21 protein-coding genes are annotated in these 24,486 nt (G+C 59.6%); 15 read left to right on the forward strand and 6 right to left on the reverse strand.

Annotated features, from left to right (window positions below; translation table 11 throughout):
• The first annotated feature begins 250 nt into the window (after positions 1-250).
• From aceA to LOY68_RS20720, 15 genes are all read left to right on the forward strand, one after another.
• On the forward strand, positions 251-1,576 hold the full coding sequence (gene aceA, locus LOY68_RS20650) for an isocitrate lyase (protein WP_008032724.1): 1,326 nt from the start codon (positions 251-253) through the stop codon (positions 1,574-1,576).
• A 631-nt stretch (positions 1,577-2,207) separates the two neighbouring features.
• Positions 2,208-2,621, forward strand: coding sequence for an NADH-quinone oxidoreductase subunit A (locus LOY68_RS20655; RefSeq protein ID WP_003223812.1), 414 nt, complete (start codon positions 2,208-2,210; stop codon positions 2,619-2,621).
• Positions 2,622-2,631: 10 nt separating this feature from the next.
• A complete protein-coding gene (locus LOY68_RS20660) occupies positions 2,632-3,306 on the forward strand; it encodes a NuoB/complex I 20 kDa subunit family protein (RefSeq protein ID WP_008146035.1) in 675 nt (224 codons plus the stop codon).
• Between the two features lie 72 nt (positions 3,307-3,378).
• On the forward strand, positions 3,379-5,163 hold the full coding sequence (nuoC, locus tag LOY68_RS20665; RefSeq protein WP_054053672.1) for an NADH-quinone oxidoreductase subunit C/D: 1,785 nt from the start codon (positions 3,379-3,381) through the stop codon (positions 5,161-5,163).
• Between the two features lie 2 nt (positions 5,164-5,165).
• A complete protein-coding gene (gene nuoE, locus LOY68_RS20670; protein ID WP_054053673.1) occupies positions 5,166-5,663 on the forward strand; it encodes an NADH-quinone oxidoreductase subunit NuoE in 498 nt (165 codons plus the stop codon).
• The gene (gene nuoF / locus LOY68_RS20675) at positions 5,660-7,015 is read left to right on the forward strand and encodes an NADH-quinone oxidoreductase subunit NuoF (RefSeq protein WP_054053675.1); all 1,356 of its coding nucleotides are present in this window, start codon (positions 5,660-5,662) and stop codon (positions 7,013-7,015) included. Before nuoE ends, nuoF begins: the two co-directional genes overlap by 4 nt.
• A gap of 137 nt (positions 7,016-7,152) precedes the next feature.
• Positions 7,153-9,867: an NADH-quinone oxidoreductase subunit NuoG gene (nuoG, locus tag LOY68_RS20680; protein WP_265039492.1), complete on the forward strand. Its 2,715-nt coding sequence runs from the start codon at positions 7,153-7,155 to the stop codon at positions 9,865-9,867.
• On the forward strand, positions 9,864-10,871 hold the full coding sequence (gene nuoH, locus LOY68_RS20685) for an NADH-quinone oxidoreductase subunit NuoH (RefSeq protein WP_028623953.1): 1,008 nt from the start codon (positions 9,864-9,866) through the stop codon (positions 10,869-10,871). Before nuoG ends, nuoH begins: the two co-directional genes overlap by 4 nt.
• A 12-nt stretch (positions 10,872-10,883) precedes the next feature.
• Positions 10,884-11,429 carry an NADH-quinone oxidoreductase subunit NuoI gene (gene nuoI / locus LOY68_RS20690; protein ID WP_007946418.1) on the forward strand — a complete coding sequence of 182 codons (546 nt, stop codon included), beginning with the start codon at positions 10,884-10,886 and terminating at the stop codon, positions 11,427-11,429.
• 9 nt (positions 11,430-11,438) lie between these two features.
• The gene (gene nuoJ, locus LOY68_RS20695) at positions 11,439-11,942 is read left to right on the forward strand and encodes an NADH-quinone oxidoreductase subunit J (RefSeq protein WP_133838687.1); all 504 of its coding nucleotides are present in this window, start codon (positions 11,439-11,441) and stop codon (positions 11,940-11,942) included.
• A gap of 2 nt (positions 11,943-11,944) precedes the next feature.
• Positions 11,945-12,253, forward strand: coding sequence for an NADH-quinone oxidoreductase subunit NuoK (nuoK, locus tag LOY68_RS20700; protein WP_007905077.1), 309 nt, complete (start codon positions 11,945-11,947; stop codon positions 12,251-12,253).
• On the forward strand, positions 12,250-14,103 hold the full coding sequence (nuoL, locus tag LOY68_RS20705; protein ID WP_054053686.1) for an NADH-quinone oxidoreductase subunit L: 1,854 nt from the start codon (positions 12,250-12,252) through the stop codon (positions 14,101-14,103). The genes nuoK and nuoL overlap by 4 nt, the downstream gene beginning before the upstream one ends.
• A gap of 40 nt (positions 14,104-14,143) precedes the next feature.
• Complete coding sequence (nuoM, locus tag LOY68_RS20710) at positions 14,144-15,676, forward strand: NADH-quinone oxidoreductase subunit M (RefSeq protein WP_163913764.1); 1,533 nt, start codon at positions 14,144-14,146, stop codon at positions 15,674-15,676.
• 7 nt (positions 15,677-15,683) lie between these two features.
• Positions 15,684-17,147 (forward strand): NADH-quinone oxidoreductase subunit NuoN, encoded by a 1,464-nt coding sequence (gene nuoN, locus LOY68_RS20715; RefSeq protein WP_054053690.1) that lies wholly within the window; start codon positions 15,684-15,686, stop codon positions 17,145-17,147.
• 293 nt (positions 17,148-17,440) lie between these two features.
• Positions 17,441-17,629 carry a hypothetical protein gene (locus LOY68_RS20720; protein WP_265039493.1) on the forward strand — a complete coding sequence of 63 codons (189 nt, stop codon included), beginning with the start codon at positions 17,441-17,443 and terminating at the stop codon, positions 17,627-17,629.
• Positions 17,630-18,363: 734 nt separating this feature from the next.
• On the opposite strand, the gene LOY68_RS20725 is transcribed toward LOY68_RS20720, so the two are convergent.
• The 6 genes from LOY68_RS20725 to LOY68_RS20750 are packed head-to-tail and all read right to left on the reverse strand — an operon-like array spanning position 18,364 to position 24,299.
• On the reverse strand, positions 18,364-20,106 hold the full coding sequence (locus LOY68_RS20725) for an extracellular solute-binding protein (RefSeq protein WP_265039494.1): 1,743 nt from the start codon (positions 20,104-20,106) through the stop codon (positions 18,364-18,366).
• 46 nt (positions 20,107-20,152) lie between these two features.
• Complete coding sequence (locus tag LOY68_RS20730) at positions 20,153-20,425, reverse strand: DUF2160 domain-containing protein (RefSeq protein ID WP_054053694.1); 273 nt, start codon at positions 20,423-20,425, stop codon at positions 20,153-20,155.
• 10 nt (positions 20,426-20,435) lie between these two features.
• Positions 20,436-21,236, reverse strand: coding sequence for a carbohydrate ABC transporter permease (locus tag LOY68_RS20735; RefSeq protein WP_046047472.1), 801 nt, complete (start codon positions 21,234-21,236; stop codon positions 20,436-20,438).
• A gap of 8 nt (positions 21,237-21,244) precedes the next feature.
• A complete protein-coding gene (locus tag LOY68_RS20740) occupies positions 21,245-22,111 on the reverse strand; it encodes a carbohydrate ABC transporter permease (protein ID WP_163913756.1) in 867 nt (288 codons plus the stop codon).
• Complete coding sequence (locus LOY68_RS20745; protein WP_265039495.1) at positions 22,108-23,205, reverse strand: ABC transporter ATP-binding protein; 1,098 nt, start codon at positions 23,203-23,205, stop codon at positions 22,108-22,110. The genes LOY68_RS20740 and LOY68_RS20745 overlap by 4 nt, the downstream gene beginning before the upstream one ends.
• Positions 23,205-24,299 carry an ABC transporter ATP-binding protein gene (locus LOY68_RS20750; RefSeq protein WP_054053702.1) on the reverse strand — a complete coding sequence of 365 codons (1,095 nt, stop codon included), beginning with the start codon at positions 24,297-24,299 and terminating at the stop codon, positions 23,205-23,207. The genes LOY68_RS20745 and LOY68_RS20750 overlap by 1 nt, the downstream gene beginning before the upstream one ends.
• Positions 24,300-24,486 lie beyond the last annotated feature (187 nt).

Below are 24,486 nucleotides of genomic sequence, written 5' to 3' on the forward strand. Positions count from 1 at the left end.
GTAATTAGGTAAACCCGGCATCACACTGAAGTTCGTACCAAGGCCCACGACGCCCGAATGCGCTCGCCAGTTCGCCCTTACCTGCTCACTTCCCCTCGAGCCCATCGTTCATCCCGTCGCCATCCCCGCCAAATTCGACTTGACCACCTAAGCTTCTGGTCAGCGAGCAGCCTTTTACGCTTCCTTGATAGGCGTAACCGGCAGGAGCAGGAATTTTCCACCCAAGACCTATGCGACGAGGTTTATCTCCATGGCACTGACACGCGAACAGCAAATTGCAGCCCTCGAAAAAGATTGGGCTGAAAACCCACGCTGGAAAGGCGTGACACGCGCTTACTCCGCTGCTGACGTCGTCCGCCTGCGCGGCTCGGTTCAACCTGAGCACACCTTTGCAAAACTGGGCGCCGAGAAGCTGTGGAACCTGGTTACCCAGGGTGCCAAGCCGTCCTTCCGTCCTGAGAAAGATTTCGTCAACTGCATGGGCGCCCTGACCGGCGGCCAGGCTGTACAACAAGTCAAAGCCGGTATCCAGGCGATCTACCTGTCGGGCTGGCAGGTTGCTGCGGACAACAACTCCGCCGAATCGATGTACCCGGATCAGTCGCTGTACCCGGTGGACTCGGTTCCAACCGTGGTCAAGCGCATCAACAACTCGTTCCGTCGTGCTGACCAGATCCAGTGGAAAGCCGGTAAAGGTCCGGGCGACGAAGGCTACATCGACTACTTCGCTCCGATCGTGGCTGACGCTGAAGCCGGTTTCGGCGGCGTATTGAACGCTTACGAGCTGATGAAAAGCATGATCGAAGCAGGCGCCGCCGGCGTTCACTTCGAAGACCAACTGGCTTCCGTGAAAAAATGCGGCCACATGGGCGGCAAGGTACTGGTTCCAACCCAGGAAGCCGTACAGAAGCTGACCGCTGCTCGTCTGGCAGCTGACGTTGCCGGTACACCGACCATCATCCTGGCCCGTACCGATGCGAACGCCGCTGACCTGCTGACTTCGGATTGCGACCCGTACGACCAGCCGTTCGTCACTGGTGAACGCACCCAGGAAGGCTTCTACAAAGTGCGCGCCGGTCTCGACCAGGCTATCGCTCGCGGCCTGGCCTACGCGCCGTACGCCGATCTGATCTGGTGCGAAACCGCCAAGCCGGATCTGGACGAGGCTCGTCGCTTCGCTGAGGCGATCAAAAAGGAATACCCGGACCAACTGCTGTCGTACAACTGCTCGCCTTCCTTCAACTGGAAGAAAAACCTGGACGACGCGACCATCGCCAAGTTCCAGCGCGAATTGTCCGCCATGGGTTACAAGCACCAGTTCATCACCCTGGCCGGCATTCACAACATGTGGCACAGCATGTTCAACCTGGCGCACGACTACGCCCGCAACGACATGACTGCCTACGTGAAACTGCAAGAGCAAGAGTTCGCTGACGCCGCCAAGGGTTACACCTTCGTGGCTCACCAGCAGGAAGTGGGCACCGGCTACTTCGACGACATGACCACCGTGATTCAAGGTGGCTCGTCTTCGGTTACCGCGCTGACCGGTTCGACTGAAGAAGAACAGTTCCACTGATCTGAGCAAACGGCCGCTGCGGACCGAATAAAAAGCTAACCGCAACGTCGCACATCTGACGCCCCGACTGGTTCGGGGCGTTTTTTTGTCCGCGTTTTCACCATCACCGTAAGCCCTGTGGGAGCTGTCGAGTGAAACGAGGCTGCGATCTTTTAGGTGCGCAAGATCAAAAGATCGCAGCCTCGTTTCACTCGACAGCTCCTACAGAGGAACAGCGACAGCCCGCGCAAAAACATTGATCCAGAGCGGCGCTGCGATCAGAAAAATGCGGTAAAACGGGCACAGCTGCTACTTGCAGTAACGCCTATATAAGACAACTTCCCACCCACTCACCCGTTAAACAGTTTAAAAACCAACCCAAACAATATTGATTATCATTTAGCGACAACTATGTTCGTTACATTCCCTACAAAACATAATTGATGAAATGGCGCCTAATGCCCGCACGGCATGGGCTGCAGGCTCCCGGAGGTACGCTATGTCCTTATTCCTATAAATAATTTCGCTATAGGAATTTTACTTGCACGGTGTTGTGCCATAAAATCACCGCGATTGATTGCTGCGACATATCGTCACTGCTTTGTTTCTTTTCAAGCTCAGAGACCTTTGCTCTCTGTTAAGGATTACCAGCATGCCCGAAGCGACAGGACTCATGGCCCACAACTGGGGCTTTGCCATTTTCCTTCTGGGCGTTGTCGGCCTCTGTGCCTTCATGCTTGGCGTCTCCAGCCTCCTCGGGTCAAAAGCCTGGGGCCGCAGCAAAAACGAACCGTTCGAGTCCGGCATGCTACCTACAGGTGGCGCCCGCTTGCGGCTCTCAGCCAAATTCTATCTGGTCGCGATGCTCTTCGTGATCTTCGATATCGAAGCCCTCTTTCTCTTTGCCTGGTCTGTGTCCGTCCGCGAAAGCGGCTGGACCGGATTCGTCGAAGCTCTCGTTTTCATAGCAATTCTGTTGGCAGGTCTTGTCTACCTGTTCCGAGTGGGCGCCCTTGACTGGGCTCCGGAAGCTCGTCGCAAGCGGCAGGCGAAGCTGAAACAATGAGGCTTTGGCAATGCAATACAATCTCACCAGGATCGACCCCGATGCTCCTAACGAGCAGTATCCGATTGGCGAGCGGGAAACCGTTTCCGATCCGTTAGAAGATCAAGTCCACAAAAACATCTTCATGGGCAAGCTCGAAGACGTGCTTAACGGCACGATCAACTGGGGGCGCAAGAACTCCCTGTGGCCGTATAACTTCGGTCTTTCGTGCTGCTACGTGGAAATGACCACCGCCTTCACGGCGCCCCACGACATCGCGCGCTTTGGCGCCGAAGTTATCCGGGCATCGCCGCGTCAGGCGGATTTCATGGTTATCGCCGGTACCTGCTTCATCAAGATGGCGCCGATCATTCAGCGTCTCTACGAGCAAATGCTCGAGCCTAAATGGGTTATCTCCATGGGTTCGTGCGCCAACTCCGGTGGCATGTACGACATCTACTCCGTCGTTCAAGGGGTGGACAAGTTCCTGCCCGTGGACGTCTACGTGCCTGGCTGCCCGCCCCGTCCTGAAGCTTTCCTGCAAGGCTTGATGCTCTTGCAAGAGTCGATTGGACAGGAGCGTCGTCCGCTTTCCTGGGTCGTTGGCGATCAAGGCGTGTATCGCGCCGAGATGCCTTCGCAAAAGGAACAGCGCCGCGAACAGCGAATCGCAGTCACCAACCTGCGCAGCCCCGACGAAGTCTGATCCAGCTCTGCTTCTTTTATAGAACGAGACACTGGCTTCATTCTTTACGTTGACCGAAAGCGATAAATAACCATGACTACAGGCAGTGCTCTGTACATCCCGCCTTATAAGGCAGACGACCAGGATGTGGTCGTCGAACTGAACAACCGTTTTGGCCCCGAGGCGTTCACCGCCCAGCCTACCCGCACCGGCATGCCGGTGCTTTGGGTTGCCCGCGCCAAACTCGTCGAAGTCCTGACCTTCCTGCGCAACCTGCCCAAGCCGTACGTCATGCTCTATGACCTGCACGGCGTGGACGAGCGTCTGCGCACCAAGCGTCAAGGGCTGCCAAGCGGCGCCGACTTCACTGTGTTCTATCACTTGATGTCGATCGAACGTAATAGTGACGTCATGATCAAGGTCGCCTTGTCCGAAAGCGACCTCAGCCTGCCGACCGTCACCAGCATCTGGCCGAACGCCAACTGGTACGAGCGTGAAGTCTGGGACATGTACGGGATCGACTTCAAAGGTCACCCGCACCTGACCCGCATCATGATGCCGCCGACCTGGGAAGGTCACCCGCTGCGCAAAGACTTCCCGGCCCGCGCCACCGAATTCGATCCGTTCACCCTGAACCTGGCCAAGCAACAGCTTGAGGAAGAAGCCGCGCGCTTCAAGCCTGAAGACTGGGGCATGAAGCGTTCCGGAGCGAACGAGGACTACATGTTCCTCAACCTCGGCCCGAACCACCCTTCCGCGCACGGTGCGTTCCGCATCATCCTGCAGCTGGACGGTGAAGAGATCGTCGATTGCGTGCCGGACGTTGGCTACCACCACCGTGGTGCCGAGAAGATGGCCGAGCGTCAGTCCTGGCACAGTTTCATCCCTTACACCGACCGTATCGACTACCTCGGCGGCGTGATGAACAACCTGCCGTACGTGCTCTCGGTCGAGAAGCTGGCCGGCATCAAGGTGCCCGAGAAGGTCGACGTCATCCGCATCATGATGGCCGAGTTCTTCCGGATCACCAGCCACCTGCTGTTCCTGGGTACCTACATCCAGGACGTTGGCGCAATGACTCCGGTGTTCTTCACCTTCACCGACCGCCAGAAGGCGTACACGGTGATCGAAGCCATCACCGGTTTCCGTCTGCACCCGGCCTGGTACCGCATCGGTGGCGTCGCCCACGACCTGCCGCGCGGTTGGGAAAAACTGGTTAAAGACTTCGTCGAGTGGATGCCAAAGCGTCTGGACGAATATCAGAAAGCCGCGCTGGACAACAGCATCCTCAAGGGCCGGACCATCGGCGTTGCCGCCTACAACACCAAAGAGGCCCTGGAATGGGGCGTCACCGGTGCCGGCCTGCGTTCGACCGGTTGCGACTTCGACTTGCGTAAAGCACGTCCATACTCCGGCTACGAGAACTTCGAATTCGAAGTCCCGCTGGCGGCCAATGGCGATGCCTACGACCGTTGCATCGTGCGCGTCGAAGAAATGCGCCAGAGCCTGAAGATCATCGAGCAGTGCATGCGCAACATGCCGGAAGGCCCGTACAAGGCGGATCACCCGCTGACCACGCCGCCACCCAAAGAACGCACGCTGCAGCACATCGAGACCTTGATCACGCACTTCCTGCAAGTTTCGTGGGGCCCGGTCATGCCGGCCAACGAATCCTTCCAGATGATCGAAGCGACCAAGGGCATCAACAGTTATTACCTGACGAGCGATGGCGGCACCATGAGCTACCGCACCCGGATTCGTACCCCAAGCTTCCCGCACCTGCAGCAGATCCCTTCGGTGATCAAAGGCAGCATGGTCGCGGACTTGATCGCGTACCTGGGTAGTATCGATTTCGTTATGGCCGACGTGGACCGCTAAGCATGAACAGCACGCTTATCCAGACAGACCGTTTCACGTTGAGTGAAACCGAGCGCTCGGCCATCGAGCACGAGCTGCATCACTACGAAGACCCGCGCGCGGCGTCGATCGAAGCCCTGAAGATCGTCCAGAAGGAACGTGGCTGGGTGCCTGACGGCGCGCTCTACGCCATCGGCGAGATCCTCGGCATCCCGGCCAGCGACGTTGAAGGGGTGGCTACTTTCTATAGCCAGATCTTCCGTCAGCCAGTCGGTCGCCACATCATTCGCGTCTGCGACAGCATGGTCTGCTACATCGGCGGCCATGAATCGGTGGTCAGCGAAATCCAGAGCAAGCTTGGCATCGGCCTGGGTCAGACCACCGCCGACGGTCGTTTCACCCTGCTGCCGGTTTGCTGCCTCGGCAACTGCGACAAGGCGCCGGCGTTGATGATCGACGACGACACATTCGGTGATGTTCAGCCTGCTGGCGTCGCCCAATTGCTCGAGGGCTACGTATGACCCTGACTTCCTTCGGTCCTGCCAACCGCATCAAGCGTTCGGCCGAGACTCACCCGCTGACCTGGCGCCTGCGTGACGACGGCGAGGCCGTGTGGCTCGACGAGTACCAGGCCAAGAACGGTTACGCGGCTGCGCGCAAAGCCTTCGCCGACATGGCCCAAGACGACATCGTCCAGACCGTGAAAGACGCCGGCCTCAAAGGTCGCGGCGGTGCAGGCTTCCCCACTGGCGTGAAGTGGGGCCTGATGCCCAAAGACGAATCCATCAACATCCGCTACCTGCTGTGCAACGCGGACGAGATGGAACCGAACACCTGGAAAGACCGCATGCTGATGGAGCAACTGCCCCATCTGCTGATCGAAGGCATGCTGATCAGTGCTCGCGCGCTGAAAACCTACCGTGGCTACATCTTCCTGCGTGGCGAATACACCACCGCCGCCAAGCACCTCAACCGTGCCGTGGAAGAAGCCAAGGCAGCAGGCCTGCTGGGTAAAAACATCCTGGGCAGCGGCTTCGATTTCGAGCTGTTCGTCCACACCGGCGCCGGGCGTTACATCTGCGGTGAAGAAACCGCACTGATCAACTCCCTCGAAGGCCGCCGCGCCAACCCGCGTTCCAAGCCGCCCTTCCCTGCCGCCGTTGGCGTGTGGGGCAAGCCGACTTGCGTGAACAACGTTGAAACCCTGTGCAACGTCCCGGCGATCATTGCCGACGGCGTGGACTGGTACAAATCGTTGGCCCGCGAAGGCAGCGAAGACATGGGCACCAAGCTCATGGGCTTCTCCGGCAAGGTCAAGAACCCGGGCCTGTGGGAATTGCCGTTCGGCGTCACCGGTCGTGAGTTGTTCGAAGACTACGCCGGCGGCATGCGCGACGGCTTCAAGCTCAAGTGCTGGCAGCCTGGCGGCGCCGGTACCGGTTTCCTGTTGCCGGAACACCTGGACGCACAAATGTACGCCGGCGGCATCGCCAAGGTGGGCACCCGGATGGGTACCGGCCTGGCCATGGCGGTCGACGACAGCGTCAACATGGTGTCCCTGCTGCGCAACATGGAAGAGTTCTTCTCCCGCGAGTCGTGCGGTTTCTGCACCCCGTGCCGTGACGGTCTGCCGTGGAGCGTCAAGCTGCTGCGCGCGATCGAGAACGGTGAAGGGCAAGCCGGCGATATCGAGACCCTGCTGGGTCTGGTCGGTTTCCTCGGCCCTGGCAAGACCTTCTGTGCTCACGCACCGGGCGCCGTGGAGCCATTGGGCAGCGCAATCAAATACTTCCGTCCAGAGTTCGAAGCCGGCATCGCGCCCACCAGCGCCGTCGTCCCGCCTCTGGCAAGGCCGATCGTAGTCGGCGCGTAAACGCTTAAAAAGGCGAAGGGTCCGTGCCCTTCGCCTTCTCGTTCGATGACGCCTTTATGGGCTGTTTTGATTCGCACGAATAACAAGATTCCATTAGCCACGCCCGCTGACACCGGGCCAACGAAGAACTTTGAACCATGGCCACTATCCACGTAGACGGCAAAGAGCTCGAAGTCGATGGGGCAGACAACCTGTTACAGGCATGTCTGTCGCTAGGCCTCGATATCCCTTATTTCTGCTGGCACCCCGCCCTTGGCAGCGTTGGCGCTTGCCGCCAGTGCGCGGTCAAGCAGTACACCGACGCCAACGACACCCGTGGTCGGATCGTCATGTCCTGCATGACCCCCGCCACCGACGGCAGCTGGATCTCCATCGAAGACGAAGAAGCGAAAGTGTTTCGCGCCAGCGTCGTCGAATGGCTGATGACCAACCACCCTCACGACTGCCCGGTCTGTGAGGAAGGCGGTCACTGCCACCTGCAAGACATGACGGTGATGACCGGCCACAACGAGCGCCGTTACCGCTTCACCAAGCGTACTCACCAGAACCAGGATCTCGGCCCGTTCATCGGTCACGAGATGAACCGCTGCATCGCTTGCTACCGCTGCGTGCGCTTCTATAAGGATTACGCTGGCGGCACCGACCTCGGTGTATTCGGCGCCCACGACAACGTGTACTTCGGTCGCGTTGAAGACGGCACCCTGGAAAGCGAGTTCTCCGGCAACCTCACCGAGGTCTGCCCGACCGGTGTGTTCACCGACAAGACTCACTCCGAGCGCTACAACCGCAAGTGGGACATGCAGTTCTCGCCGAGCATCTGCCATGGCTGCTCCAGCGGTTGCAACATCTCCCCGGGCGAACGCTACGGTGAACTGCGTCGTATCGAAAACCGTTTCAACGGCTCGGTAAACCAGTATTTCCTGTGCGACCGTGGCCGTTTCGGCTATGGCTACGTCAACCGCGAAGACCGTCCGCGTCAGCCATTGCTGGCCAACGGCGCCAAGCTGAGCCTCGACGAAGCGCTGGATAAAGCCGCTGACCTGCTGCGCGGTCGCAACATCGTCGGTATCGGTTCGCCACGCGCCAGCCTCGAAAGCAACTTCGCGTTGCGCGAACTGGTTGGCGCCGAGCACTTCTACTCCGGCATCGAAGCCGCCGAGCTGGAGCGCATCCGCCTGGTCATGCAAGTTCTGAAAGACAGCCCGCTGCCGATCCCGAACATGCGCGACATCGAAGACCACGACGCGATTTTCGTCCTCGGTGAAGACCTGACCCAGACCGCTGCGCGCATGGCCCTGTCCCTGCGTCAATCGGTCAAGGGCAAAGCCGAAGACATGGCCGACGCGATGCGCGTTCAACCGTGGCTCGACGCCGCCGTGAAGAACATCGGCCAGCACGAGCTGAACCCGCTGTTCATCGCCAGCCTGGCTGAAACCAAGCTCGACGATATCGCTGAAGAATGCGTACACGCTGCTCCAGACGACCTGGCCCGCATCGGTTTCGCCGTGGCTCACGCCCTCGACGCCAGCGCACCGGCCGTTGAAGGCCTGGACGCTGAAGCCGTTGAACTGGCTCAGCGCATCGCCAATGCCCTGCTGGCCGCCAAGCGCCCGCTGATCATTGCCGGTACTTCGCTGGGTTCCAAAGCGCTGATCGAAGCGGCGGCGAACATCGCCAAAGCCTTGAAGCTGCGCGAGAAGAACGGTTCCATCAGCCTGATCGTGCCAGAGGCCAACAGCCTCGGCCTGGCCATGCTCGGCGGCAACTCGGTCGACGACGCATTGCAAGCAGTGATCGACGGCAAGGCCGACGCCATCGTCGTGCTGGAAAACGACCTGTACACCCGTACCGACAAAGCCAAGGTCGATGCCGCCCTGAACGCCGCGAAAGTGGTGATCGTGGCGGACCATCAGAAAACCGCCACCAGCGATCGCGCGCACCTGGTTCTGCCAGCCGCCAGCTTCGCTGAAGGCGACGGTACCTTGGTCAGCCAGGAAGGCCGCGCCCAGCGCTTCTTCCAGGTCTTCGACCCGAAATACATGGACGCGAGCATCCTGGTTCACGAAGGCTGGCGCTGGCTGCATGCCCTGCGCGCAACCCTGTTGAACCAGCCGATCGACTGGACCCAACTGGACCACGTCACCGCTGCCGTGGCTTCGAGCACGCCGCAACTGGCGCGTATCGTTGATGCCGCACCGTCCGCCGCGTTCCGCATCAAGGGCATGAAACTGGCCCGCGAACCGCTGCGTTATTCCGGTCGTACCGCCATGCGCGCTGACATCAGCGTGCACGAACCGCGTACCCCGCAAGACAACGACACCGCGTTCAACTTCTCGATGGAAGGTTACTCGGGCTCGGTCGAACCGCGTCAGCAAGTGCCATTCGCCTGGTCGCCAGGCTGGAACTCGCCGCAAGCCTGGAACAAGTTCCAGGACGAAGTCGGTGGTCACATCCGCGCTGGCGACCCGGGCACCCGCCTGATCGAAAGCACCGGTGATGCGCTGAACTGGTTCGCCAGTGTTCCGCGCGCCTTCAACCCGGCGCCGGGCACCTGGCAGGTCGTGCCGTTCTTCCACCTGCTCGGCAGCGAAGAGAACTCTTCGAAAGCCGCACCGGTTCAGGAACGCATCCCGGCCGCCTACGTCGCCCTGGCCAAATCCGAAGCCGATCGCCTTGGCGTCAACGACGGTGCCCTGCTCAGCGTGAACGTCGACGGCCAGACCCTGCGTCTGCCACTGCGTATCAATGAAGAGCTGGGCGCTGGCCTGGTGGCATTGCCTGCGGGTATCGCCGGCATTCCAGCCGCGATCTTTGGCAAAACCGTTGACGGACTGCAGGAGGCAGCTCAATGACCTGGTTCACGCCTGAAGTGATTGACGTGATCATCGCGGTCCTCAAGGCCATCGTGATTCTGCTCGCCGTGGTGGTGTGCGGCGCGTTGCTGAGCTGGGTCGAGCGTCGTCTGCTCGCCCTCTGGCAGGACCGTTATGGTCCGAACCGCGTCGGCCCGTTCGGCGCGTTCCAGATCGCGGCCGACATGATCAAGATGTTCTTCAAGGAAGACTGGACGCCGCCGTTCGCCGACAAGATGATCTTCACCCTGGCACCGGTAGTCGCCATGAGCGCCCTGCTGATTGCCTTCGCGATCATCCCGATCACCCCGACCTGGGGCGTGGCGGACATCAACATCGGCATCCTGTTCTTCTTCGCCATGGCCGGTCTGTCGGTCTACGCGGTGTTGTTCGCCGGTTGGTCGAGTAACAACAAGTTCGCCCTGCTGGGCAGCTTGCGGGCCTCGGCGCAAACCGTGTCGTACGAAGTGTTCATGGGCCTGTCGCTGATGGGCATCGTGATCCAGGTCGGCTCGTTCAACATGCGCGACATCGTTGAATATCAAGCACAGAACCTGTGGTTCATCATTCCGCAGATCTTCGGTTTCCTGACCTTCTTCATCGCTGGCGTCGCCGTGACTCACCGTCACCCGTTCGACCAGCCGGAAGCGGAGCAGGAACTGGCCGACGGTTACCACATTGAATACGCCGGCATGAAATGGGGCATGTTCTTCGTCGGTGAGTACATCGGCATCGTGTTGATTTCGGCGTTGCTGGTGACCTTGTTCTTCGGTGGCTGGCACGGTCCGTTCGGTATTCTGCCGCAGATCCCGTTCATCTGGTTCGCGCTCAAGACCGCGTTCTTCATCATGATCTTCATCCTGCTGCGCGCCTCGATCCCGCGCCCACGGTATGACCAAGTGATGGATTTCAGCTGGAAGTTCTGCCTGCCGCTGACCCTCGTCAACATGCTGGTGACCGCTGCGATCGTGTTGCTCAACACGCCCGCCGTCGCGGCTCAGTGAGGATAGAGAATCATGAAGTACATATTTGACATCGTGCATGGCTTCTTCACCCAGCTTCGCAGCCTGGTGATGATCTTCGGCCATGCCTTCCGCAAGCGCGACACGCTGCAGTACCCGGAAGAAGCCGTGTACCTGCCGCCGCGCTACCGTGGCCGTATCGTCCTGACCCGTGACCCTGATGGCGAAGAGCGTTGTGTAGCCTGCAACCTGTGCGCCGTGGCGTGCCCGGTCGGTTGCATCTCGCTGCAGAAAGCCGAAACCGAAGACGGTCGCTGGTACCCGGACTTCTTCCGCATCAACTTCTCGCGCTGCATCTTTTGCGGCCTCTGCGAGGAAGCCTGCCCGACCACCGCGATCCAGCTGACACCGGATTTCGAGATGGCCGAGTTCAAACGTCAGGACCTGGTTTACGAGAAAGAAGATCTGCTGATCTCCGGCCCCGGCAAAAACCCTGATTACAACTTCTATCGTGTTGCAGGTATGGCGATTGCCGGGAAGCCGAAAGGCTCCGCGCAGAACGAAGCCCAGCCGATCAACGTGAAGAGCTTGCTGCCTTAAGGAAGAAAGATGGAATTCGCTTTCTATTTCGCATCGGGTATCGCGGTTGTGGCCACGCTTCGCGTGATCACCAACACCAACCCTGTGCACGCCCTGCTCTACCTGATCATTTCGCTGATTGCCGTGGCGATGACCTTTTTCGCCCTTGGCGCGCCGTTCGCCGGTGTGCTGGAAGTGATCGCCTACGCTGGCGCCATCATGGTGCTGTTCGTGTTCGTGGTGATGATGCTGAACCTCGGCCCGGCCTCGGTTCAGCAAGAGCGCGTCTGGCTCAAGCCCGGCATCTGGCTCGGCCCGGTGGTTCTCGGCGCCCTGCTGTTGGCTGAACTGCTGTACGTCCTGTTCAGCCACTCCAGCGGCCAGGCCGTCGGCCACACCACCGTAGACGCGAAGGCCGTGGGCATCAGCCTGTTCGGTCCATACCTGCTGGTGGTCGAACTCGCCTCGATGTTGCTGCTCGCTGCAGCCGTCACGGCGTTCCACTTGGGCCGCAACGAAGCCAAGGAGCAATGACGATGCCTGCTATCCCTTTGGAGCATGGTCTGGCGGTTGCCGGCATCTTGTTCTGCCTCGGTCTGGTCGGCCTGATGGTCCGCCGCAACATTCTCTTCGTGCTGATGAGCCTGGAGGTCATGATGAATGCCTCCGCTTTGGCGTTCATCGTTGCCGGTAGCCGCTGGGGTCAGCCGGATGGACAGATCATGTTCATCCTGGTGATCAGCCTGGCAGCCGCCGAGGCCAGTATTGGCCTGGCGATTCTGTTGCAGCTGTATCGCCGCTTCCACACTCTCGATATCGACGCTGCCAGCGAGATGCGCGGATGAATCTTCTCTATCTGACTTTCGTATTCCCTCTCATAGGTTTCCTGCTGCTGTCGTTCTCACGCGGCCGCTTCTCGGAAAACCTGTCGGCGCTGATTGGCGTCGGTTCCATCGGCCTGTCGGCGATTGTCGCCGCTTACGTGATCTGGCAATTCAACGTCGCCCCGCCGGAAGGCGGTCACTACACCCAGGTGTTGTGGCAGTGGATGGCGGTTGAAGGCTTCACACCGAACTTCGCGCTGTACCTGGATGGCCTGTCGGTCACCATGCTCGGCGTCGTGGTCGGTGTCGGCTTCCTGATCCACCTGTTCGCGTCCTGGTACATGCGCGGTGAAGACGGTTACTCGCGCTTCTTCGCCTACACCAACCTGTTTATCGCCAGCATGCTGTTCCTGATCCTGGGCGATAACCTGTTGTTCCTGTACTTCGGCTGGGAAGGCGTGGGCCTGTGCTCGTACCTGTTGATCGGTTTCTACTACAGCAACCGCAACAACGGTAACGCGGCACTCAAGGCGTTCATCGTGACCCGGATCGGCGACGTGTTCATGGCCATCGGCCTGTTCATCCTGTTCGCGCAACTGGGCACGCTGAACATCCAGGAACTGCTGGTGCTGGCACCGCAGAAATTCCAGGTCGGCGACTTCTGGATTGTCCTGGCGACCCTGATGCTGCTGGGCGGCGCTGTCGGTAAATCCGCGCAACTGCCGCTGCAAACCTGGCTGGCGGATGCGATGGCCGGTCCTACCCCGGTTTCGGCACTGATCCACGCCGCAACCATGGTGACCGCAGGCGTTTACCTGATTGCCCGTACTCACGGCCTGTTCGCCCTGGCGCCGGATATCCTGCATCTAGTAGGAATCGTCGGTGGCGTGACCCTGGTTCTGGCGGGTTTCGCGGCACTGGTTCAGACCGACATCAAACGTATCCTCGCCTACTCGACCATGAGCCAGATCGGCTACATGTTCCTGGCCCTGGGCGTTGGCGCATGGGAAGGCGCGATCTTCCACCTGATGACCCACGCCTTCTTCAAGGCGCTGTTGTTCCTTGCTTCCGGCGCGGTGATCGTTGCCTGCCACCACGAGCAGAACATCTTCAAGATGGGCGGCCTGTGGAAGAAACTGCCGCTGGCCTACACCAGCTTCATCGTCGGCGGCGCGGCATTGTCTGCCCTGCCACTGGTGACCGCAGGCTTCTACTCCAAGGACGAAATCCTCTGGGAAGCGTTCGCCAGCGGCAACCACGGTCTGCTGTATGCAGGTCTGGTCGGCGCGTTCATGACTTCGCTGTACACCTTCCGCCTGATCTTCATCGCGTTCCACGGTGAAGCGAAGACCGAAGCCCACGCCGGTCACGGCATCGCTCACTGGCTGCCACTGTCGGTGCTGATCGTGTTGTCGACTTTCGTCGGCGCGATGATCGTGCCACCGCTGCACGGCGTACTGCCGGAAAGCGTCGGGCATGCCGGCGGCGAAGCCAAGCACAGTCTGGAAATCGCGTCGGGCGCCATCGCCCTGGCCGGTATCCTGCTGGCCGCGCTGCTGTTCCTCGGCAAGCGTCGTTTCGTCACTGCAATCGCCAACAGCGGCATCGGCCGCTTCCTTTCGGCCTGGTGGTTCGCTGCCTGGGGCTTCGACTGGATCTACGACAAACTGTTCGTCAAGCCATACCTTGCGATCAGCCACGCACTGCGCAGAGACCCGCTCGATCAGACCATTGGTTTGATCCCGCGTATGGCCAAAGGCGGCCACACCGCCCTGAGCCGTACCGAAACCGGTCAACTGCGTTGGTACGCGGCCTCGATGGCAGCCGGCTCCGTGCTGGTCATCGGCGCCATCGTGCTGGTAGCGGTCTGAATATGAACCTTGCGAACTTGCGAAAGGAATTGAGCCCGTCATGATTCTGCCTTGGCTAATCCTGATCCCCTTCATCGGCGGCCTGCTGTGCTGGATGGGTGAGCGCTTCGGCGCTACCCTCCCCCGCTGGATTGCGCTGTTGACCATGACCCTGGAACTCGCACTCGGCCTCTGGCTGTGGGCCCACGGTAATTATTCATTTGCTCCGGCGCCTGGCGCCGATCCGGTCTGGGCGCTTGAGTTCAAGCACATCTGGATCCAGCGCTTCGGCATCAGCGTGCACCTGGCCCTCGACGGCCTGTCGCTGCTGATGATCCTGCTGACCGGTTTGCTGGGTATCCTCTCGGTACTCTGCTCGTGGAAAGAGATCCAGCGTCACGTCGGTTTCTTCCACTTGAACCTGATGTGGATCCTTGGCGGTGTCGTCGGCGTGTTCCTCGCCCTCGACCTGTTCATGTTCTTCTTCTTCTGGGAAATGATGCTGGTGCCGATGTACTTCCTCATCGCGCTCTGGGGTCACAGTTCTTCGGACGGCAAGAAAACCCGGATCTACGCGGCGACCAAGTTCTTCATCTTCACCCAGGCTTCCGGCCTGATCATGTTGGTGGCGATCCTGGGCCTGGTGCTGGTCAACTTCAACAGCACCGGCGTGATCACGTTCAACTACGCCGACCTGCTGAAAACCAAGATGTCACTCACCACCGAGTACATCCTGATGCTCGGCTTCTTCATCGCTTTCGCGGTGAAACTGCCGGTCGTGCCGTTCCACTCCTGGTTGCCTGACGCTCACGCCCAGGCACCTACAGCGGGTTCGGTCGACCTGGCCGGTATCTTGTTGAAGACGGCGGCCTACGGTCTGCTGCGTTTCGCCCTGCCGCTGTTCCCGAACGCTTCGGCCGAATTTGCGCCGATCGCCATGACCCTCGGTCTGATCGGGATCTTCTACGGTGCGTTCCTGGCCTTCGCACAAACCGACATCAAGCGTCTGATCGCCTACTCCTCCGTGTCCCACATGGGCTTCGTGTTGATCGGCATCTACTCCGGCAGCCAACTGGCGCTGCAGGGCGCGGTGATGCAGATGCTGGCGCACGGTCTGTCGGCGGCGGCACTGTTTATCCTCAGTGGTCAGTTGTACGAACGCACCCACACCCGCGACATGCGTGAAATGGGTGGCCTGTGGTCGAAGATCGCTTACCTGCCGGCCATCAGCCTGTTCTTCGCAGCTGCTTCCCTGGGCTTGCCGGGTACCGGTAACTTCGTCGGTGAGTTCCTGATCCTGATCGGCACCTTCGCCGCTGCGCCGTGGATCACCTCGATCGCAACGACGGGCCTGGTGTTCGGTTCGGTCTACTCGCTGATCATGATCCACCGTGCCTACTTCGGCCCGTCCAAGTCGGACGCGGTGTTGCATGGCATGGATGGTCGCGAACTGATCATGGTGCTCGGCCTGGCGGCGCTGCTGATTTACATCGGCGTGTACCCGCAGCCGTTCCTCGACACTTCTGCCGCGACGATGCATGGCGTGCAGCAGTGGCTCGGTACCGCCTTCACTCAACTCGCTTCGGCCCGGTAAGAGCGCTATGGAATTCACGACTCAACACTTTATCGCGCTCGCGCCGTTGTTGATCACCACCGCCACGATCATCGTGGTGATGCTGGCCATCGCCTGGCGCCGCAACCACTCGCAGACCTTCCTGATTTCCGTGGCGGGTTTGAACCTGGCGTTGCTGTCGATCCTGCCAGCCTTGAAAGTCGCGCCCCTGGCCGTGACCCCACTGCTGCAGATCGATAACTTCGCTTGCTTGTACATGGCGCTGATTCTGGTCGCCACCCTCGCTTGTGTGACCCTCGCCCACGCCTACCTCGGCGATGGCGGTTCGGGTTACCCGGGCAACCGCGAAGAACTGTACCTGCTGATCCTGATGGCCGCCGCTGGTGGCCTGGTTCTGGTCAGCGCGCAACACCTGGCCGGGTTGTTCATCGGTCTGGAACTGTTGTCGGTGCCGGTCTACGGTCTGGTGGCGTATGCCTTCTTCAACAAGCGCTCGCTGGAAGCCGGTATCAAGTACATGGTGCTGTCGGCCGCCGGTTCCGCGTTCCTGTTGTTCGGTATGGCCCTGCTCTACGCCGACTCCGGCAGCCTGAGCTTCGTCGGTATCGGTCAAGCACTGGCCGCGACTGGCCTGCCAAGCTCGCTGGCGCAAATGGGCCTGGGCATGATGCTGATCGGCCTGGCGTTCAAGCTGTCGCTGGTACCGTTCCACCTCTGGACCCCGGACGTTTACGAAGGGGCTCCAGCACCGGTTGCAGCGTTCCTGGCGACCGCGTCCAAAGTCGCGGTGTTCGCGGTGATGGTGCGCCTGTTCCAGATCTCCCCAGCGGCAAGCAGCGGTGTGCTGAGCGACGTACTGACCATCATCGCCATTGCGTCGATCCTGTTCGGTAACCTGCTGGCACTGACCCAGAGCAACCTCAAGCGTCTGCTGGGTTACTCGTCCATCGCTCACTTCGGCTACCTGCTGATCGCCCTGGTGGCGAGCAAGGGTCTGGCCGTGGAAGCCATCGGCGTGTACCTGGTCACCTACGTGATCACCAGCCTGGGCGCGTTCGGCGTGATCACCCTGATGTCCTCGCCGTACAACGGCCGTGACGCGGATGCCCTGTACGAATACCGCGGCCTGTTCTGGCGCCGTCCGTACCTGACCGCCGTATTGACCGTGATGATGCTGTCCCTGGCCGGCATCCCGCTGACCGCAGGCTTCATCGGCAAGTTCTACATCATCGCCACCGGCGTCGAGTCGCACCAATGGTGGCTGGTCGGCTCCCTGGTACTGGGCAGCGCCATCGGCGTCTTCTACTACCTGCGCGTCATGGTCACCCTCTACCTGATCGAGCCAAACCTGCGTCGCCACGATGCGCAACTGCACTGGGAACAACGTGCAGGCGGCGTGATGCTGCTGGCCATCGCCGCACTCGCGTTCTTCCTGGGTCTGTATCCGCAACCTTTGCTGGTGCTGGTTCAGCAGGCCGGGTTGGCGGGTTGATTGTGTAGCGGTAATAGGTAGAAAACAGAAACGGCACCTTCGGGTGCCGTTTTTGCGTTTATGGGTTTCAAGATCAAAAGATCGCAGCCTGCGGCAGCTCCTACACAAGCGACGCCTACCCGGACATCGCGTGTTGACCACCGTCTGTAGGAGCTGCCGAAGGCTGCGATCTTTTGATCTTATTGCTCTCCCCTCTCTCGGAAAATGCCTGCGCGGCAGTAGGAAACGGCTGACATCCAACTCAAGGCATTTACCGTTAAGTTCGGCGATTGAATATCGAGAGAGATCAAAAAATGAAGCGTGAGATTTTCTCCGAATCGGTAGAGGCCGTAGAAGCTTGGGCTACCAAGCGCCTGATACCTTTGAGTAAACCTTGTTGTCCGCGTATTGGTGCAATGAAAGACAAACTGATTCTTCCTGAAGACCTGGATGCACCGCTGCCGGACGACACACTCAATGCTTTTGAAGGCACTCAAGGATGAGTCCCCTGCTCCAGACCCAGCTATCCAGCGCCTATATCACAAGGTTCATCAGCGGAAAAACCGGGTGCCTAGAGCGCCTTCCCACGAGTAAGCCCTCCCAAAATCGGACAATGTACATCTGCGAAAGACCGGGCAGCTGTCAGACCGCCATCGCGAGCAAGCTTTGCTCCTACAAAATCAAAAGCAGAGCAGCATGCACCGCACCGCACCTCACCACTCAAGGCCGAGCGTTAGCTCGCCTGCCCTTGATCTTGCTCTACCCGCCCCTTCGGGAGGCTGAGTGGAGGTGTTCATCTGGGGGGGGGCGCGCAGCGCCGTTCGACGCAGTCGAACACATCGAGAGGAGGTCGAAGCGAAGCCGACCGTAGGCGATGCCCCCAGATGAATACCGGAACGATGGAACGCCGAGCCTAAGCGAGGGGCCGGACGCTCGGGGCGAGCCTTTTTTTGCTTACTTTTTTTTGGCGCTTGAAAAAAAAGTGAGTCGCCATAAGGGCGAAACCCTAAGTCGCCGTTACCGCAGGAATGGATATGTACTCCAACTGCAAAAACATTGTCGACTCCCAGGGCCTCTTCGCGAGCAAGCCCGCTCCCACAGGGGGTTCGGGGTTGTTCACACATAACGTGTCCACCACAGATCCCCTGTGGGAGCGGGCTTGCTCGCGATGGCGGTCTATCAGACACCAATAAAAACGGCACCTTCCGGTGCCGTTCGCCTTTCACATTACAGCCGCTTACTTACGCGCATCCGCCCACGATTTCAGCAGTTCGGTGTAGCTCACGGTTTCACCTTTAGGCTTCTCGTTCGCCAGTTTCGGCTTCGGTGCACCTGGCTGATCAAACCAGTACTGCGCATCCCGTTCCGGGTTCATTTTCGGCCCGCACACCGGTTGCACCTTGGAGCGTTCAAGCCGCGTCATGATGGCATCCTGATCCTTGGCCAGACCATCGAGCGCTTGTTGCGGGGTTTTCTCGCCGCTGGCCGCTTCGGCGATGTGGCTCCACCACAGTTGCGCCAAACGTGGGTAGTCCGGCACGTTGGTCCCGGTCGGGGTCCATTGCACGCGGGCCGGGCTGCGGTAGAACTCCACCAGGCCACCGAGTTTCGGTGCGAGGTCGGTCATGGCTTGCGAGTTGATGTCCGACTCACGAATCGGTGTCAGGCCAACGATGGTTTTCTTCAGCGACACAGTTTTCGAGGTCACGAACTGCGCGTACAACCAAGCCGCGAGTTTTTGTTTCTCAGGCGTGGACTTCATGAACGTCCAGGAACCCACGTCCTGATACCCCAGTTTCATGCCCTCCTCCCAATACGGGCCGCGCGGGGACGGCGCCATGCGCCATTTCGGCGTGCCATCGGCATTCACCACCGGCAGGCCCGGTTTGGTCATGTCGGCAGTGAACGCGGTGTACCAGAAGATCTGTTGCGCGATGTTGCCTTGGGACGGCACCGGGCCGGATTCGGAGAAGGTCATGCCCGCCGCTTCTGGTGGCGCGTAAGCCTTGAGCCAGTCGACGTATTTCTGCGTTGCATAGACCGCCGCCGGGCCATTGGTGTCGCCGCCACGGGTGATACTGGAACCGACCGGGTGGCAGTCCTCGACGCGAATCCCCCACTCGTCCACCGGCAAGCCGTTAGGCAAGCCTTTGTCACCGGCACCGGCCATGGAGAACCAGGCATCGGTGAAGCGCCAGCCCAGGGACGGGTCTTTCTTGCCGTAGTCCATGTGCCCGTAGATGCGCTTGCCGTCGATTTCCTTGACGTCTTCGCTGAAGAACTTGGCGATGTCTTCATAGGCCGACCAGTTCACCGGCACGCCCAATTCGTAACCGTACTTTTCCTTGAACTTGGCTTTCAGCTCCGGCCGTTCAAACCAGTCGGCGCGGAACCAGTAGAGGTTGGCGAACTGCTGGTCAGGCAGTTGATAGATCTTGCCGTCCGGCGCAGTGGTGAAGGAAATGCCGATGAAGTCCTTGATGTCCAGGGTCGGCGAAGTGAAGTTCTTGCCTTCGTTGGCCATCAGGTCGGTGATCGATTCGGTCTTGCCGTAACGGAAGTGCGTACCGATCAGGTCCGAGTCGTTAACCCAGCCGTCATAAATGCTCTTGTCCGACTGCATCACGGTCTGCAGCTTTTCCACCACGTCGCCTTCTTGCAGCAAATCGTGGGTTACCTTGATCCCGGTGATTTCGGTAAAGGCCTTGGCCAGCACCTTGGACTCATATTCGTGAGTGGTCAGGGTTTCCGAAACGACCTTGATGTCCATCCCGCGAAACGGTTGGGCAGCCTTGATGAACCACTTCAATTCCTCGAGCTGCTGATCGGCCGTCAGGGTGGACGGTTTGAATTCGCTGCCGATCCACTTTTTCGCCGCGTCTTCGTACGCATCGGCCCAGGCAGATGCGCTCAAACCGCTGAGTGCCAGCATGGCCGCCAATGAAATGCTATGTCGCAGCTTATTGTTTTTATCGAACATAAGACCTCCTGTTAAAGTTTCGGAGCAACATTGCCGAGCGATTCGACTAGCCCCAACGCATCACAGCCAACAGCCACACCAGGGACAACGCGGACGCGACCCAGATGCTCCAGTCGGTGACGCCGATTACCAGCAAATGCAGGTAGGCGCTGCCGAGAAGACCGATAAACAAGCGATCGCCACGGGTGGTGGCAATCGGTAACAAACCACGGCGAAGAATGCTTGGCGAACGCAATTCCCAGGTGGTCATGCCCACCAGGATCAGGCCAATGGCGATGAAGAACGCCGCGGTGGGGGTGGTCCAACTCATCCATTCCATCATCAGCTCCTCAGACCCGACCCAGGGCAAAGCCCTTGGCCACGTGGTTGCGAACAAACCAGATCACCAGCATGCCCGGCAGGATGGTCAACACCCCCGCCGCTGCCAACACGCCCCAGTCGATACCGGACGCCGAGACCGTGCGGGTCATCACCGCCGCGATGGGCTTGGCATTGACCGACGTCAGCGTCCGCGCCAGCAGCAACTCGACCCAGGAAAACATGAAGCAGAAGAACGCCGTCACCCCGATCCCCGAGCCAATCAACGGCACAAAGATCTTCACGAAGAACTTCGGAAAACTGTAGCCATCAATGTAGGCGGTTTCGTCGATTTCCTTGGGCACCCCGGACATGAAGCCTTCGAGGATCCACACCGCCAACGGCACGTTAAACAGGCAGTGCGCCAGCGCCACCGCAATGTGGGTGTCGAACAAGCCGATCGAGGAATACAGCTGGAAGAACGGCAGCAGGAACACCGCCGGTGGCGCCATGCGGTTGGTCAGCAGCCAGAAGAACAGGTGCTTGTCGCCGAGGAAGCGATACCGCGAGAACGCATAGGCCGCCGGTAGCGCCACGCTCAGGGAAATCACCGTGTTCAGGCTCACGTAGTACAACGAGTTGAGGTAACCGGTGTACCAGCTCGGGTCGGTGAAGATCACCTTGTAGTTGGCGAAGGTGAAATCCTGCGGAAACAGCGTCAGGCCGCTGAGGATTTCGGTGTTGCTCTTGAAGGACATGTTCAGCAGCCAGTAGATCGGCACCAGCAGGAACAGGATGTAGATCAGCAACGGAATCAGCTTTCTCTTGCTCATGATGGGCCTCAGCGGTTGGCGTCAGAGTGAGTCATGGCGGTATAGAACAGCCAGGACACCAACAGGATGATCAGGAAGTACACCAGCGAGAAAGCCGCCGCCGGGCCAAGATCGAATTGCCCTACGGCCATCTGGGTCAAGGTCTGACTCAGAAAGGTCGTGGCATTCCCCGGTCCACCGCCGGTCAGCACAAACGGCTCGGTGTAGATCATGAAACTGTCCATGAAGCGCAACATCACCGCGATCAACAGCACGCTCTTGAGCTTGGGCAACTGGATATGTCGGAAGACCGCCCAGGACGACGCCCGATCAATCCGCGCCGCCTGGTAGTACACGTCCGGAATCGCCCGCAACCCAGAGAAGCACAACAGCGCCACCAACGAAGTCCAGTGCCAGACGTCCATCACCAGCACCGTGACCCAGGCGTCCATGGTGTTCGACGCGTAGTTGTAGTTCATGCCCATGGCATTCAGGCTGGAACCGAGCAAACCGATGTCCGCCCGACCGAAAATCTGCCAGATGGTGCCGACCACGTTCCACGGGATCAGCAGCGGAATCGCCAGGATGATCAACACCAGCGACGACCAGCGGCCCTTGGTCGGCATGGTCAGGGCGATGGCGATGCCCAGCGGGATTTCGATCAGCAACACGCAGCCGGAGTAGATGAACTGGCGCAGCAATGAGTCATGCAAGCGTGGATCGAGCAACACCTGCTTGTACCAGTCGGCGCCGACGAAGTAGCGGCTGGACTGGTCGAAAATGTCCTGCACCGAGTAGTTGACCACGGTCATCATCGGGATCACCGCACTGAACGCCACCAGCAGGAACACCGGCAGGACCAGCCACCAGGCCTTGTTGTTTTGCACCTTGTTCATGGCTGCACCTCCACCAGATAGTCGTCCGCATACACCATCAACCATTGCGCCGGGAAGCTGATGTAGGCCGTGCCTTCGGGCACCGGTTTGTCTTCCGCCAGGCGCACTTTCAGCGGCACGCCATCGAGGTTCAGGGTCATGATCTTGTAGGTGCCAAGGTCTTCGATGTGTACGACCTGTGCCTGCATCGCGTCATCAAACGGTTCGTCCCACACGTGAACGAATTCCGGACGGATACCGACCTTCAGGCTTTTCCACTCGGACTCGGCGATTTGTTTCTGCATCGCGTCGGACAGCGGCAAGTGCGTCGAGGCGAAACCGACACCACCGGGCTGCGGCTGCACGTCGATCAGGTTCATCCCCGGGCTGCCGATGAAATAGCCGACAAAGGTGTGGCTCGGCCGTTCGAACAATTCCCGTGGCGTGCCGAACTGCACGATCTGCCCGCCGTACATCACTGCGATCTTGTCGGCGAAGGTCGAGGCTTCGAGCTGATCATGGGTGACGTAGACCATGGTGATGTTGAACTGCTCATGGATCTGCTTGAGCTTGCGCCGCAGCTTCCACTTCAGGTGCGGGTCGATCACCGTCAGCGGCTCATCGAAGAGGATCGCCGAGACGTCATCGCGCACCAGTCCGCGGCCCATAGAGACTTTCTGTTTTTCATCGGCGGTGAGGTTGCGCGCCTTTTTGCTCAGCAGTGCCTGGAGGTCGAGGACCTCGGCAATTTCCTGCACCTTGCTGTGAATTTTCGCCTCGCCCATGCCCTGATTTCGCAGCGGGAAAGCCAGGTTGTCGAACACCGTCATGGTGTCGTAGACCACCGGAAACTGGAAAACCTGGGCGATGTTGCGTTTCTCCGGAGTCAGGTCGTTGACGACTTTGCTGTCGAACAGCACCTGCCCCTGGGACGGGCTGAGCAACCCGGAAATGATGTTGAGCAAGGTCGACTTCCCGCATCCCGACGGCCCGAGCAACGCATAAGCACCGCCCTGCTCCCAGATGTGGTCCATCTCGCGAATCGCGTAGTCCTCAGGCCCACTCGGGGTGCGGGTGTAGCTGTGGGCGAGGTTCTGCAAACGAATTTCGGCCATCAGGCAACCCTCGCGATACGGCGACCGGGCGCCTGGACCAGCCGCCCCTGCATATCGAAGACGAACAGTTTATGGGTCGGGATATAGATGCGGATCGGCGCATCAACGTCGTATTCGTGGACGCCCGGCAAGTGCAGGACCAACAGGAAATGCTCGTTGCGCACATGCAGGAAAGTTTCCGAACCGCTGATCTCGGCCACCTCAACGGTCACCGCGAGTTCCAGGTCATCGTCGTTACTCGGCACCAGCGAGATGTGGCTCGGACGTACGCCGAAGCGGAACTCGCCCTCGCCCACCGGGCGCAGATCAACGTTCAGCGGGAAGTGCACGAAATTCGCGAAACTGACTTCGTTGCCGGCAATGCGCCCCGGCATCAGGTTGATCGGCGGCTCGGAGAACAACTCTGCCGCCAGCACCGTTTGCGGCTGGTGATAGACCTCGGAGGACTTGCCACTCTGGATCACCCGACCTTCATGCAGAATCGTGGTGGTGCCGCCGAGCGCGAGGGCTTCGTTGGGTTCGGTGGTGGCGTAGATAGCGATGGTGTGCCGCGCCTTGAACAACTCGCGCATTTCCTGACGCAGTTCTTCGCGCAGTTTGTAGTCGAGGTTGACCAGCGGTTCGTCGAACAGGATCAGCTCGGCATCCTTGACCAGCGCCCGGGCCATCGCCGTGCGTTGTTGCTGACCGCCGGACAATTCAAGCGGATGGCGCTGGAGGAATTTCTCGATGCGCAGCATCTTCGCGGTTTCCAGCACTTTGCTCTGGATCACCTCGTTCGACACACCGCCCTGGCGCAACGGCGAGGCGATATTCTCGAACACCGTCATGGTCGGGTAGTTGATGAACTGCTGATAGACCATCGACACATTGCGCAGACGCACTGGGCGCTGGGTGACGTCGACGCCGTTCATCAGGATGCGCCCGCTGTCGGGCTTGTCCAGGCCGGCCATCAGGCGCATGAGGCTGGTTTTGCCGGACAGCGTGCGCCCGAGCAAAACGTTGAAGGATCCAGGTTCGAAAACAAGGCACGCATCGTCGATCCAGATCTGGCCCTCGACGGTACGGCTGACGTGCTCCAGGGTTAATGACATGGCTCGGCCTTTTTTATTATTTGGAGTCAAGCGACCGTAGCGATAGAGCGACATTCGTGCCAGAAATCACAAGTGATTGATCTGGTTTGAAAATCCTTGGAAATAGCGGAAAACCGCGTTCGTTGCTGAACAGAAATGAACAGTTGCGGCTGAACAACTGAACACTTCGGCGGTTGACAATGAACAA

The organism is Pseudomonas sp. B21-053 (assembly GCF_026016365.1).
Classification (GTDB): Bacteria; Pseudomonadota; Gammaproteobacteria; order Pseudomonadales; family Pseudomonadaceae; genus Aquipseudomonas; species Aquipseudomonas nunensis.